The sequence below is a fragment of the Romboutsia lituseburensis genome (assembly GCF_024723825.1).
GTDB lineage: Bacteria > Bacillota > Clostridia > Peptostreptococcales > Peptostreptococcaceae > Romboutsia_F > Romboutsia_F lituseburensis_A.
In genome coordinates this window covers 344,872-358,491 of the sequence record NZ_JANQBQ010000001.1, presented here as the reverse complement: position 1 = coordinate 358,491, position 13,620 = coordinate 344,872, and the positions used below count along the sequence as shown (strand labels likewise).

Sequence of the window (13,620 nt, the reverse complement as noted above, 5' to 3'; positions counted from 1 at the left end):
ATTAATATTTTTAGTATAATTAATGTTTCAGTACTAATTTTTCAAAAAATATTTGTATATTTAAATTCTAATATACAAATTTACCATTCAAATTTGTATTGTTTTCTGTTAAAATTTGAATAATAAGTGTATAATAGAAAAGTCACACTAAAAATTAGTAAACAATTTATATTTACATAGAAGGAGCAAAAAATGACAACTTTTAAAGAATTAAATTTAAGTAATAATTTAATCAACGGATTATCTAAACAAAATATAACAAGCCCAACTGAAGTTCAAGCTTTAGCTATAAACAAAATTTCTGACAATAAAGATTTATTAGTAAAAGCTCAAACAGGAAGCGGTAAAACTTTAACTTATTTATTACCGATGTTTGATAAAATAGATACTACTAAAAGGGAAACTCAAGTCTTAGTACTTGCACCCACTCATGAACTTGTAATGCAAATTGTTGAGCAAGTAAAACTATTATCTACAAATTCTAATATGGATGTTACTGCATTTTCATTAATAGGTGAAGTAAATATACAAAAGCAAATAAAAAATATAAAATCTATAAAACCTCATATAGTTGTAGGGACTTGTGGTAGAGTTTTAGATTTAATCTCTCAAAAAAAATTAAAAGCTCATAATATAAAAACAATAGTTTTAGATGAAGTTGATAGTCTGCTTAGCGGAAACAATATAAACGTAGTTAAAAGCATAATAAAAACAACTTTAAGAGATAGACAAATTTTAGGATTTTCAGCTAGTTTAAATGATTCTACTGTTGAAATATGCGAATCTATAATGAAAGAACCAGAAGTATTAAAAACTAAAGATGAATCGACTATAAATCCTAATATAAACCATATGTACTTATACGGAGATCGAAGAGAGAAATTCACTTTACTTAGAAAATCTATATCAGCTACTAATCCAAAAAGAGCTATTATATTTGTTAATGATGAAGATAGTATAGAAGTTGTAACTGATAAGTTAAATTATCATAACTACAAGGCTGTTGGTATATTTGGTAGAATGACTAAGGAAGATAGAAAAAATGCTTTAAATGCATTTAAGATAGGTAAAGCAAAAATATTAGTTTCTTCAGACTTATCTGCAAGAGGATTAGATATAGTAGATATAACTCATGTATTTAACCTTGATTTCCCTATGAGTAAAAATGAATATGTACACAGATGTGGTAGAACTGCTAGAGGTAACAGAAAAGGAGATGCTATATCTATTGTTACTAATCAAAATCTATCTACTATAAGAACTTATAAAAAAGAATTTAATATAAATATAAAACCTAAAGAACTAAAAGAGGGTAAATTAGTAGATTCTACGAATCACCAAAATAAAGCTAAGAAAAAAACTGACTTTAAAAACAAGAACTTAAAGTCTAATAATAAAAATATAATAAAAAAATAAATTTAGCCTATACATATAAAAAAGGATACTTACTTTATTCTAAGTATCCCTTTTATTTTAATTCATTTTCATGTAATTTCCTATATTTGCACTTTCATCAATTACTCCTTCTATCACACTTTCTTTGCTTGTCATTATAACTGTTACACCTGGTCCATGACCTGATTTTACACAATCACTATGAACTACAACACCTATGCTTACAGATCCTTTTAAAAATCCAACACCATAAGTATTATCGCAATCTTGTAGTAATACTATGTCTCCAAATTTAAGTTTATCAAGACCTAATCTCTTTATTTCTTCCATATCAGCAGTCATTATATCATAATCACCATCTGTTGCCGCACTTTTTGATCCAATACCTGATCCCATTAAATACGGAGGAACTTTTGCAACTACATGTACTTTTAATTTTGAATCTTCTTCTTTTATATTTAGATTTTCAAATAAATCAGGATCTATATTCATTACATGAACATTTTCAAATTCTGGTAAACTTAAGCCTTGACCATATGCTTTTATCATTATTTTATCGTCTATAGCTAACTCTTCTATGATATCTTTTTCAAAATGTATTAGTACATGGTCTATTCCTCCATGCATACCTGTAACATATCCCTTTTTGCCTTTAGCATCTCCTGAAACTATTTTAGCTTCATTTCCTATACATGAAAATGTCATTAAAGCTGCATTTTCAGAATTATTTTCATTTCTTATAGATACCCCTGGTTCTACATGATCTCCTGCCCAGTTAAATACGCTATCTCCAATTGAAACGTTATATGATATTCCACCTGTTGCTGGTAATATCATAGGTTTTCCATCATTACTTATTCTATAATTTCCCCCTACTGGATGATGTATTTTTCCTTGAACAGACCATTTTACAACCTTATCTTTATTTGTTTTTAACATAACTATACTCCTTTAACTTTAAACTATAATACAATATCTTCCTTAAAATTCATTGTATTATAGTTTATATCTATAATCAATTAATTCTATATTTTTTCTAAAATATCATATTTTAAGAATTACAATTTAATGCATAAAAAAAGTACCTACATAAATAGGTACTTAACTGGTGCCCAGAGGCGGAATCGAACCACCGACACGGGGATTTTCAGTCCCCTGCTCTACCGACTGAGCTATCTGGGCAAAATATGGCGGAGAGGGTGGGATTCGAACCCACGGTGCCGTTAAGCATCACTGGTTTTCAAGACCAGCTCCTTAAACCACTCGGACACCTCTCCGTTTATTTTTACTACGCTTTTTAATATATCATATCATTTTTAAATATGCAATACATTTTTACATTTTTTTACTTTTTAATTTAATATTTTCATATATAATAAAAAATTCGCTTCGCTCATGGCGCCAACGACTTCGTCCGTTGCTTAAAATCTCATTTTTTACGTACTATAAGTTTGTTGATATATCAATATTTGAACTACTTATCCATAGTTATAATGTAATCATAATTTCCTTATACGTAAAAAATACAACTAAGCTATATAAATCATTTTTTTATTTATACAACTTAATTGTATAATCTTCAATTGTAAAATAAATCACTATTTCCAGTATTCTGTCTCTATACCAATATCCTTTGATACAAATTTTTTACCACCTGTATCTTCATAGTGTTTTAATGTTTTTAAAATTATATTTCTTCCTACTATTAATATAGGTACGTTTGAGTATACAACCATTATGTTTACCATATCTGATATATACCATACATTACCTAACTCTAAGCCTGCTAAAACAGATAAGACTCCAAATGGAACAAATAAAACTGCACCAAGGCCTCTTATTATCATTATAAATTTATTATCCCTAGTAATACAGTTTGCTGATATTTCTGCAAATAATACAAGACCTATTAATGTTGTAAATGCAAACATAGCATAACATAATGATAAAATAGCATTTACTATATTATCTAAACCTACTCCAGGAACTAAGTGAGCTACTGATGCATTATAAACTGTTATTTTAGATTCCTTTATAACTTCCCACACCACTCCAGCATCTCCATTCCAAACACTCGCCATGACAATTAAAAATCCTGTCATTGTACAAATTATCATAGTATCTAAAAATACTCCTATTGCCTGTATAAATCCTTGCTCACATGGATGATCATTTTCAGATATAGCAGCAGCCATAGTTATTGTACCTTGACCTGCTTCATTTGACATTAGGCCTCTCTTAACACCTTGTGCTAAACACATACCAAATCCTCCACCAAATATAGCTTCTGGTGTAAATGCTCCTTTAAATACTGATACAAAAAAGTATGGTATTAATTTGAAATTTATACACACTATAACAATAACTATAGATACATAAACAATTGCCATTACTGGAACTAATTTATCAGTTACTCTAGTAACTCCTCTTATACCTCCAAATACAGTAAGAGCTACTGAAATTATTATAATTATTCCTATTGCATAATATAAAACTGATTGTCTATCATAAGTTTGACCCGTTAAATGCTCTGCTACTGCACCTAATGAAGTGTATAAATTAAATGTTTGTCCTGGTAAATTAAATAATGCATAAATTATAAATATAGTAGACAGCAGTACTCCCACCCAATATTTATTTCCAAACATCTTTCTTCCATAAAACGGAAGTCCACCTACAAATTCTTTATCTTTCTTTTCTTTAAATAGTTGAGCTAGAACAGCTTCTGAAAATGCTACAGACATTCCAAAGAATGCTGATACCCACATCCAAAATATTGCTCCTGGGCCTCCCACTGAAACTGCATATGTAACTCCTATTATATTACCTGGACCTATCCTCATTGCAGAACTTAATAAAAATGCTGCAAATGGACTTACTCCAATATCACCGGTTTTCTTTTTTATAATAGTTTTTAATCCAGTTTTAAATTTTCTCACCTGAACAAATCGAGTTTTAAAACTAAAATATATTCCTGTGCCTACTAATAATAGTATAGAAAATGCGAAATTGCCCAAAATAGGTATATCTGCATACCATTTAAAATTTGTTGGAAAATTCCACATAAAATCTGATATTGGGACTATAAATTCAAAAAATTTATTTACACTGTTTAATACCTGCTCCAAAATATCACTCCTTCATAATTAATATATAAATAGTTTATTAAACTTTTATATAAATCCATATTTATAAATAGTTTCTAGCTAAGATTTTGATATTACATTATATATTTGCATAACAGATGTAGCTACATCATCTTTTTTATTTCTAGCTTTAGTATAAGGCCTTTTTATTATTTATTCTGGCTATTATTAAATTATTGTTAAAACTTTATATATAAAGTGATTAACTTAAATATAATAATTTGTAAATATAAAAAAATCCCAAGTTCTTTTGAACTTGGGATTTTTTTATGATTAATCATTATTTCCAATATTCCGTTTCTATACCAATATCCTTTGATACAAATCTTTTACCACCTGTATCTTCATAGTGTTTTAATGTTTTTAAAATTATATTTCTTCCTACTATTAATATAGGTACGTTTGAGTATACAACCATTATGTTTACCATATCCGATATATACCATACATTACCTAACTCTAAGCCTGCTAAAACAGATAAGACTCCAAATGGAACAAATAAAACTGCACCAAGTCCTCTTATTACCATTATAAATTTATTATCCCTAGTAATACAGTTTGCTGATATTTCTGCAAATAATACAAGACCTATTAATGTTGTAAATGCAAACATAGCATAACATAATGATAAAATAGCATTTACTATATTATCTAAACCTACTCCAGGAACTAAGTGAGCTACTGATGCATTATAAACTGTTATTTTGGATTCTTTTATAACTTCCCACACAACTCCAGCATCTCCATTCCAAACGCTAGCCATAACAATTAAAAATCCTGTCATTGTACAAATTATCATAGTGTCTAAGAATACTCCTATTGCTTGTATAAATCCTTGTTCACATGGATGCTCATTTTCAGATATTGAAGCAGCCATAGTTATTGTACCTTGACCTGCTTCATTTGACATTAATCCTCTCTTAACTCCTTGTGCTAAGCACATACCAAACCCTCCACCAAATATAGCTTCTGGTGTAAATGCTCCTTTAAATACTGATACAAAGAAGTAAGGTATTAACTTGAAATTTATACCGATTATAATTATTACTATAGTTGCATATATAATTGCCATTACTGGAACTAACTTATCCGTCACTCTAGTAACTCCTCTTATACCTCCAAACACAGTAAGTGCTACCGAAATTATTATAATTACTCCTATAATATAATATAAAACAGATTGTCTATCATAAGTCTGGCCTGTTAAATTTTCTGCAACAGCTCCTAAGGAAGTGTATAAATTAAAGGTTTGTCCTGGTAAATTGAATAATGCATAAATTATAAATATAGTTGATAATAATCCCCCTACCCAATATCTATTTCCAAATATTTTCCTCCCGTAAAAAGGAAGACCTCCTACAAACTCTTTATTTTTCTTTTCTTTAAACAACTGAGCTAGTACAGCTTCTGAAAATGCTATCGACATCCCAAAAAATGCTGATACCCACATCCAAAATATTGCTCCTGGGCCTCCAACTGAAACTGCATATGTAACACCTATTATATTCCCTGGTCCTATTCTCATTGCTGAACTTAATAAAAATGCAGCAAATGGGCTCACTCCAGTATCACCTATTTTCTTTTTTAAAATAGTTTTAATCCCTGTCTTAAATCGTCTCACTTGAACAAATTTAGTTCTAAAACTAAAATATATTCCAGTCCCTACTAATAATAGTATAGAAAATGCAAAATTTCCAAGAATAGGTATCTTGGCGTACCACTCAAAATTTGTTGGAAAATTCCACATAAAATCTGATATCGGCACTATAAATTCAAAAAAATTATTTACACTGCTTAATACCTGCTCCAAAATATATCCCCCCTTGTAATCAATATAAAAAGTACAAAAAATTTTATATATTTTTATATAAGTATATGATTACAAGTGAAGTTTATGCTATTTAAAATTTTGATATCAAATTAGCCATTTCTATAGCAGACACAGCTGCATCATATCCTTTATTTCCTGCTTTAGATCCTGCTCTTTCTATTGCTTGCTCAATATTATCTGTTGTTAAAACGCCAAATATAACTGGCTTTTTATACTCTAATGATACACTTGCTATTCCTTTTGATACTTCTGCACATACATAATCATAATGAGAAGTTGAACCTTTAATAACTGCTCCTAGGCATATAACTGCATCATATTTTTCACTTGCAACCATTTTTTTAGCTACTAATGGAATTTCAAAAGCCCCTGGAACCCATATAAGCTCAATATAATCATCTTCTACTCCATGTCTTTTTAGCCCATCTCGCGCTCCTTCTATTAACTTAGATACTATAAACTCATTAAATCTAGCTGCTACAATACCTATTTTTAAATCTTTTGCTACTAAATTTCCTTCTATTATTTTCATAACTAATTCCTCCATTTATATAATTAATTTAATATGTAAACATATGAGACATTTTTTCTTGTTTTGTTTTTAGATAAAATTCACTATATTTATTAGTTTCCATCTGAATCGGAACTCTATCTACAATTTTTATTCCATACTCACTTAATCCATTAATCTTTCTTGGATTATTTGTCATTATCTTTAACTTTGTTGCTCCTAAATCTTTAAGTATTTGAGCTCCTATATCATAAGATCTCATATCATCTTTAAATCCTAACTCAATATTGGCTTGTACTGTATCCAATCCTTTATCTTGGAGTGCATATGCTTTAAGCTTATTTATTAATCCTATGCCTCTTCCTTCTTGTCTTAAATATAATAAAATTCCGCACCCTTCTTTTGCTATTTGCTTCATTGCTAAATCATACTGTTCCCCACAATCACATCTTTTAGACCCTAAAGCATCACCAGTTAGACACTCTGAGTGAACTCTTGTTAATATAATATCTTCTTTATTTATTTCTCCTTTTACTAAAGCTACATGATGTTCTCCATTTAACTTATTTACAAAACCATAAATTTTAAATTCTCCGTATTTAGTCGGCATTTTGGTTTCAACCACTCTTTCAATAAGTTTTTCTTTTTTTGTTCTATATTCTATTAAATCTGATATAGTTACTATCTTTAAATCATGCTTTTTAGCAAATTCTATAAGTTTAGGTGTTCTAGCCATAGTTCCATCTTCATTCATTATTTCACATATTACGCCTGCTGGCTTCAGTCCCGCTAACTTAGCTAAATCTACTGCTGCTTCAGTATGACCAGCTCTTTCTAATACTCCATTTGTTTTAGCTCTTAATGGAAATACATGTCCTGGTTTTTTAAAATCTTTTTTACTACTTTTGTTATCTAAAAGCTTTTTAATAGTTAAAGCTCTTTCATATGCTGAGATACCTGTATGGGTGCTGGTATAATCAACTGACACTGTAAATGCTGTTTCATGATTATCTGTATTGTCATTTACCATTTGTTTAATATCTAATTCCTGCAATCTTTCATCATTTATTGGTGTACATATAAGCCCTCTTGCATATGTCGCCATAAAATTAATAGCTTCTGGTGTAACCTTTTCAGCCGCCATCAACAAATCCCCTTCATTTTCTCTACTAGGATCATCTATTACAATAATGATTTTACCTTCTTTTATATCTTCTATTGCTTGCTCTATAGTATTAAATTCAAACATAACTAACTTCCTCTCCTATTTTATTAACATATTATTTTAATATTAAATGAATCCATTCTCCTTAAGAAAATCTTCATTTAAATTACTTTTTATGTTTTTTTTACTTAAACCTAATAGCTTCTCTACATACTTTCCAATCATATCGCATTCTATATTTACTGTATCTTTTACATTTTTTTTTAATAATGTTGTTTCACTTTTTGTATGAGGTATTACAGATACCTTAAATTTATAATCATCTACATATGCTACAGTCAAACTTATTCCATCAATTGCAATTGATCCTTTTTCTACAATATACTTTAATAAGTCTTTACTGGTTTTTATACTAACCCATATAGCATTGTCTTCTTTTATAAATGAAATTATTTCTCCTATTCCATCTATATGACCACTTACTATGTGTCCACCTAATCTGCATTCTAAACATAATGCTCTTTCCAAGTTAACCTTGCTTCCTATTTTAAGCTTACCTAGATTACTTCTTCTTAAAGTTTCTGCCATTATATCAGCTTCAAAATAATTTTCATTGATACTACTTGCAGTAAGACAAACTCCGTTTGTTGATATACTGTCTCCCAAGTTTATCTTCTCTAATATTTTGTTAGCTTCTATTGTTATTTTTGAGGATTTGACAGATTTTTTTATATCTTTTACAATTCCTATTTCTTCAATTATCCCTGTAAACAAATTAAGCCTCCTTTCCATGTATATATCCTTCAACAAGAATATCTCTATCTATCACTTTTAAAGTTATACTTGTTAAATTGTACGCATCACTTAAATATTTAACTCCTTCTCCTCCCACAGGGGTTTTTGCTAATTTACCTCCTAAAATCATCGGAGCAATATATATCTGAACTTTATCTACTATCCCTTCTTTTAGTGCTGAAAAATTTAACGTCGAACCTCCTTCTAGTAAAACACTATCAATATGTAATCTACCTAAAGCTTTCATTAATTTTTTTAAATCAACCCTATTATCTTTTTTATCTATTACTAATACATCTATTCCTTCTGATTTCAACTTTTCTACTTTTTCTTTATTTGAATTATTTGTTGTAGCTATTATAGTTTTAGAACAATTGTCCTTTAACACAATGCTATTTATTGGTATTCTCAGACTTGAGTCTACTATAATCCTTATTGGATTTTTACCTTTAATTAATCTACATGTAAGACTTGGATCATCATTTATAATAGTATCTACTCCAACCATAATAGCACTTACTTCACTTCTTAATTCATGTACCTTTTCTCTTGATTTTTGTGATGATATCCATTTTGACTCACCTGCGTATGTGGCTATTTTTCCATCTAATGACATAGCGTTTTTCATTATTACAAAAGGTTCTTTATTTAATATATATTTTAAAAATACTTCGTTCATTTTCATACATTCATCTCTTAATACATCAATTACAACTTCAATATTATTATGTATAAGCTTTTTTACTCCATTTCCTGAAACTATTGGATTTGGATCTAAATGACCTATAACTACTTTAGAAATCTTACTTTTAATTATTTCATCTACACAAGGTGGAGTATTGCCATAGTGACAACACGGTTCTAAAGTAATATACATAGTTGATCCTTTTAAGTCTTCTTTTGTACTTTTTATTGCATTTATTTCTGCGTGATTTTGCCCATACTCTTCATGATATCCTTGACCAATTATTTTTGAATTTTTTACAATAACAGCTCCAACTAGAGGGTTCGGACTTACACGCCCTTTGCCTTTTTTAGCTAAGTCTATCGCAGCTCGCATATATTTCTCATTCATTTAATCTCACCTCTTAAACAAATATTTCATAAATTATAAAAAGCCCTAAGTTTATACTCAGGGCTTTTTATAATTTTATATAGATCATCAATGTCAGTTTACATAATTTAATTATAGTTTATATTTAAAGCTTAGTTTATATCCTATAATTAAAAAAGCTCTGAAATATTTTATATTTCAGAGCTGTGTACACTAATCAAAACTAACTAAATTAGATTTATATAACTATCTTCTTCCATCCAGACTTTACTGTCGGCTTCGGAGTTTCACCGAATCATGCCAATTAAGGCTCGCGGGCTTTACCGCCGGTAGGGAATTTCACCCTGCCCTGAAGATTTATTCATTTTTCAATTTAATTGTATTCGAGTTTATATTAATTTGTCAACATTTTTTATTTTATATTTTTGTTAAATTTTCATCATATAGTCCATATCCCATGAAAGAACCTTTTGCAATCTTTATATCTGCTATGTTACAAAGATTTTTATATACTGTAGTTTTTTTTAAATTTTCTATATCTGTATTTAGTTTGCTATGTCTTGGATTTTGATTTGCAAATATAAAAAGTATTTCAATATTGCTTCCAAAATCTATATTTACATTATTATATGGATAAATAAGACCAAGTTGAGATTTAATGTTATATATTTCTTTTATCTCTCCTTTTAAGCTACTTAACTTTTCTTCACAAGTGATAAATTCATAAATCTTACTGCTATAATTAGTTATATTAAAATCCTCATATTCATTATGTTTCATACCAATTATACATAGGCTCAAGTTATTATTATTTTCTCTAGATTTGCTATTTGCTGGCCATTTTACACCAATCATATCAAACTTGTAATTTTCCTCTTTATTTAAATGGACTGTATACTCTATATCGCATATAAAATAATCACTATATTTGCCTACATTACCTGAGTTATTTTCCTTTGCAACTATATGTTTGTACTCGCGTTCTCCTCCATCTGGTTTTTTTAGTTTCATCCAAAAATCCATTTGTTGTTTAATTTTTGGTATAAATTGTATAAGTTTTCTTGTTTTTTCTAAATTATCTATATCTTCTATGCATTGTATAATTACACCCTCGCTATCATTTGAAGTTATATAATTTTTATCAAAATAAGCATTGTATAAATTTTCACTAACTTCTTTTATTTTTATTAAACTTCCACCTCTATAGTATATATTTATATAATTTTTTCTAATTTCAAATTGTAATGTAGAGTCTGCTTTCACATATTTTAATATTTTGCATAAACATCCTTCCTTTAGGTCATAAACAAATGATTCAGATATCATTTTTGCCATAAAATCACTCCTTTTAAATTGCTTTTATATAAAAATTCCCCTCCTTTTTAAAGGCAGGGGTTTTCTCTTTGTTATTAAATATATTAAAAGTTTTAGATTTTTATATTTAATTTAGTTAAACTTTAATCATAATTAAATATTCAATATTTTTATCTTTTATAAAAGATATTATAATTAAAACAATTTTATTCCTTGATATATATTTTTTAATTATTATTCTTTTAATTATTTTGTTCTTAATAAAATATACTTCCAGGTATTTATATTTTATTTATTTCATAAAATAACTTTAACACAAATTTTTATGATTTATTTACAATTTTTGTTATTATAGTTTATTTAAATCATCAAAGGAGCTGACAGCATGAAACTTATTAAAAACTTAATTTTTATATTAACTTTTATAGCTCTATCTACTTCTATATCATTTTGTAATACTGATGATATAAAATTAATACCTGTAGGTAAAGTTGTATATATATATTCTGATTTAAAATATCCTGCAGTAGAAAGTCTCTTGAGTGAACAAGCAAAAAGTTTAAACTGCAAAGACGTTATAATATCAATAGATTGCAAGTCTAAGGGAAAAGCAACTACTTTAGATGACATGCAAAACATAATGAAACTAGAAAAAGAAAAAGTCACAGTTCATATACTTAGAAAGGGCAAAGATAAATCAATAACTATGACTTCTGATGAATTAAGACTTTACCAATTATCTTGTACATCTGGTGGTGTTGGAACTATTACTGCTATTGATAAAGATGGAAATTTCGTAGGACTTTCTCACGAATTAAGTTGTGTAAAATACAATGTAGATTTTGATAAAATAAAAATTTTTGAAACAAATTTTGTTCAACAAAAAAAATCATCAAAGGATGATGTTGGATTCTTGGTAATAAGTCGGATTGGAAATTTTCTAGGAGAAATAACTTCAGTTAACAACTTTGGAGTTAAAGGACATTATAATAATTTTAAATATAATTCTAAACAAGCTCTTCCTATATCTAAGCCTAAACTAGGAAAAGCATATATATTATGTACTGATCCTATTACTAGTGAACTCAATCTTCATGAAATTGAAATAACAAAAGTTGAGAATGAATTATCTAGAATCAAAATAGTTGATGACTCATTAATAAAATTTAGAGGTGGGATCGTTAAAGGAATGAGTGGCTCTCCAGTTATACAAGATAATAAAATAATTGGTGGAGTTCGCTCAACTAAAATATCAAATCCTAAAGAGGGACATATTACAAATATAGATAGGATGCTTGGCATTGTTTTAAATTAGTTACTCAAAACTAGCTTACATCAAAAAGGAAGAAATATGAAATTTCTTCCTTTTTATTTTTAAGTTATATAAATAATTACAAATATTAGTATTCAAATTTATAAATTAAAAACATCTCTTGACTATCTTTACCGTATAAATTACTTATTGGTATTTCTTTATGTAATATAAATGGAGTTTCATTTTCTAAGTAATATATGTAATCATCTGATGGATAGTATAAAATCAAGTCTACAAATTTATTATATTCATAAGCTGAGATTATAATATTATCAATAATTTTTCTAAATATCTGAACTGAAAATGGATTAAAAAAGTAAAACTTATTTTCCAACGGTTTTATTTCATAATCTTGCGCAAAACAGCATTCAAAATTTATTTTATTGCTACTTTTTTTATGTATCTTCAAATAGCTTTCTTTATTTAGTAGACACTCTTTATAATATTTATCATCCATTTCTATTCCTATTACAGTTGAATTAAAATGGTAATTTATATAAAAATTAAGTCTACCTTTTCCACATCCAAAATCAACTACATAATCATTTGTACTTAAACTATATTCTTTAAATAAATCTTCTAGAGCTTTATATAAAGTTGCTTGATATGGATGATAATGATTTATTTTATCACTCCACAACTCTTCTCCAGTTGTTTTTATATTTAATAATTTCTCATATGACACTTCTTGCATGTTTATTCCTTCCTTTTATTGCTAATTTATTATGTCGGTAACATCTCCATTATTTATATTAACATGAAACCATCCTGTAGTAGCCGTATGACTTTCACCTTCATTTTCTATAATTTCATATGCGTGTACTAAATAATAATTACCATCAATGCTATCTACATCTATTATAGGCGGAATATATCCACCCGTTTTATTTAAATATTCTTTCACATTTTTTATTGCTTGCTTCTCAGTTATAGTTTTATCATCATTATTAATCATCAAAGCTTCAACATTATCATTATTTTTTTCTTTATTATTATAAGATATATTAGCATTTACACATATAATAAATAAAATTCCAAACAATATAGAACTTATTAGTATTAATTTTTTTGAATTCATGGTAGACCCCTCCGTA

12 protein-coding genes, 2 tRNA genes and 1 riboswitch are annotated in these 13,620 nt (G+C 27.9%); of the genes, 2 read left to right on the top strand and 12 right to left on the bottom strand.

Annotated elements, in window-relative coordinates; all coding sequences use genetic code 11:
* The first annotated feature begins 192 nt into the window (after window positions 1-192).
* Complete coding sequence (locus tag NWE74_RS01760) at window positions 193-1,416, top strand: DEAD/DEAH box helicase (RefSeq protein WP_258241522.1); 1,224 nt, start codon at window positions 193-195, stop codon at window positions 1,414-1,416.
* 57 nt (window positions 1,417-1,473) lie between these two features.
* Here NWE74_RS01760 and NWE74_RS01755 read toward each other — a convergent pair whose 3' ends face one another.
* From NWE74_RS01755 to NWE74_RS01710, 10 genes are all read right to left on the bottom strand, one after another.
* Complete coding sequence (locus NWE74_RS01755) at window positions 1,474-2,334, bottom strand: DUF4438 domain-containing protein (RefSeq protein WP_258241521.1); 861 nt, start codon at window positions 2,332-2,334, stop codon at window positions 1,474-1,476.
* Window positions 2,335-2,501: 167 nt separating this feature from the next.
* Window positions 2,502-2,577 (bottom strand) — tRNA-Phe (locus NWE74_RS01750).
* A 6-nt stretch (window positions 2,578-2,583) separates the two neighbouring features.
* Window positions 2,584-2,672, bottom strand: a tRNA-Ser gene (locus NWE74_RS01745).
* Between the two features lie 321 nt (window positions 2,673-2,993).
* On the bottom strand, window positions 2,994-4,523 hold the full coding sequence (locus NWE74_RS01740) for an alanine/glycine:cation symporter family protein (RefSeq protein WP_258241520.1): 1,530 nt from the start codon (window positions 4,521-4,523) through the stop codon (window positions 2,994-2,996).
* A gap of 298 nt (window positions 4,524-4,821) precedes the next feature.
* Window positions 4,822-6,351 carry an alanine/glycine:cation symporter family protein gene (locus tag NWE74_RS01735; RefSeq protein WP_258241519.1) on the bottom strand — a complete coding sequence of 510 codons (1,530 nt, stop codon included), beginning with the start codon at window positions 6,349-6,351 and terminating at the stop codon, window positions 4,822-4,824.
* Window positions 6,352-6,442: 91 nt separating this feature from the next.
* The gene (gene ribE / locus NWE74_RS01730; RefSeq protein ID WP_258241518.1) at window positions 6,443-6,904 is read right to left on the bottom strand and encodes a 6,7-dimethyl-8-ribityllumazine synthase; all 462 of its coding nucleotides are present in this window, start codon (window positions 6,902-6,904) and stop codon (window positions 6,443-6,445) included.
* A gap of 28 nt (window positions 6,905-6,932) precedes the next feature.
* Window positions 6,933-8,132 carry a bifunctional 3,4-dihydroxy-2-butanone-4-phosphate synthase/GTP cyclohydrolase II gene (locus NWE74_RS01725; protein WP_258241517.1) on the bottom strand — a complete coding sequence of 400 codons (1,200 nt, stop codon included), beginning with the start codon at window positions 8,130-8,132 and terminating at the stop codon, window positions 6,933-6,935.
* A gap of 42 nt (window positions 8,133-8,174) precedes the next feature.
* Complete coding sequence (gene ribE / locus NWE74_RS01720; RefSeq protein ID WP_258241516.1) at window positions 8,175-8,822, bottom strand: riboflavin synthase; 648 nt, start codon at window positions 8,820-8,822, stop codon at window positions 8,175-8,177.
* A 1-nt stretch (window position 8,823) separates the two neighbouring features.
* The gene (gene ribD, locus NWE74_RS01715) at window positions 8,824-9,918 is read right to left on the bottom strand and encodes a bifunctional diaminohydroxyphosphoribosylaminopyrimidine deaminase/5-amino-6-(5-phosphoribosylamino)uracil reductase RibD (RefSeq protein WP_258241515.1); all 1,095 of its coding nucleotides are present in this window, start codon (window positions 9,916-9,918) and stop codon (window positions 8,824-8,826) included.
* 223 nt (window positions 9,919-10,141) lie between these two features.
* Window positions 10,142-10,258, bottom strand: a riboswitch (FMN riboswitch).
* Between the two features lie 56 nt (window positions 10,259-10,314).
* Window positions 10,315-11,232 carry a hypothetical protein gene (locus NWE74_RS01710; RefSeq protein WP_258241514.1) on the bottom strand — a complete coding sequence of 306 codons (918 nt, stop codon included), beginning with the start codon at window positions 11,230-11,232 and terminating at the stop codon, window positions 10,315-10,317.
* 364 nt (window positions 11,233-11,596) lie between these two features.
* Between NWE74_RS01710 and NWE74_RS01705 the strand changes: the two genes are divergently transcribed.
* The gene (locus tag NWE74_RS01705; protein ID WP_258241513.1) at window positions 11,597-12,526 is read left to right on the top strand and encodes a SpoIVB peptidase S55 domain-containing protein; all 930 of its coding nucleotides are present in this window, start codon (window positions 11,597-11,599) and stop codon (window positions 12,524-12,526) included.
* A gap of 85 nt (window positions 12,527-12,611) precedes the next feature.
* On the opposite strand, the gene NWE74_RS01700 is transcribed toward NWE74_RS01705, so the two are convergent.
* Together NWE74_RS01700 and NWE74_RS01695 are read right to left on the bottom strand one after the other, a co-directional pair.
* Window positions 12,612-13,220 (bottom strand): SAM-dependent methyltransferase, encoded by a 609-nt coding sequence (locus NWE74_RS01700; protein ID WP_258241512.1) that lies wholly within the window; start codon window positions 13,218-13,220, stop codon window positions 12,612-12,614.
* Between the two features lie 21 nt (window positions 13,221-13,241).
* A complete protein-coding gene (locus NWE74_RS01695; RefSeq protein ID WP_258241511.1) occupies window positions 13,242-13,604 on the bottom strand; it encodes a hypothetical protein in 363 nt (120 codons plus the stop codon).
* Window positions 13,605-13,620: the final 16 nt, after the last annotated feature.

Coding starts and splice junctions, on each gene's coding strand:
- NWE74_RS01760 (WP_258241522.1), top strand. CDS start 193: ATGACAACTTTTAAAGAATTAAATTTAAGTAATAATTTAATCAACGGA.
- NWE74_RS01755 (WP_258241521.1), bottom strand. CDS start 2,334: ATGTTAAAAACAAATAAAGATAAGGTTGTAAAATGGTCTGTTCAAGGA.
- ribE (WP_258241518.1), bottom strand. CDS start 6,904: ATGAAAATAATAGAAGGAAATTTAGTAGCAAAAGATTTAAAAATAGGT.
- NWE74_RS01725 (WP_258241517.1), bottom strand. CDS start 8,132: ATGTTTGAATTTAATACTATAGAGCAAGCAATAGAAGATATAAAAGAA.
- ribD (WP_258241515.1), bottom strand. CDS start 9,918: ATGAATGAGAAATATATGCGAGCTGCGATAGACTTAGCTAAAAAAGGC.
- NWE74_RS01710 (WP_258241514.1), bottom strand. CDS start 11,232: ATGGCAAAAATGATATCTGAATCATTTGTTTATGACCTAAAGGAAGGA.
- NWE74_RS01705 (WP_258241513.1), top strand. CDS start 11,597: ATGAAACTTATTAAAAACTTAATTTTTATATTAACTTTTATAGCTCTA.
- NWE74_RS01700 (WP_258241512.1), bottom strand. CDS start 13,220: ATGCAAGAAGTGTCATATGAGAAATTATTAAATATAAAAACAACTGGA.
- NWE74_RS01695 (WP_258241511.1), bottom strand. CDS start 13,604: ATGAATTCAAAAAAATTAATACTAATAAGTTCTATATTGTTTGGAATT.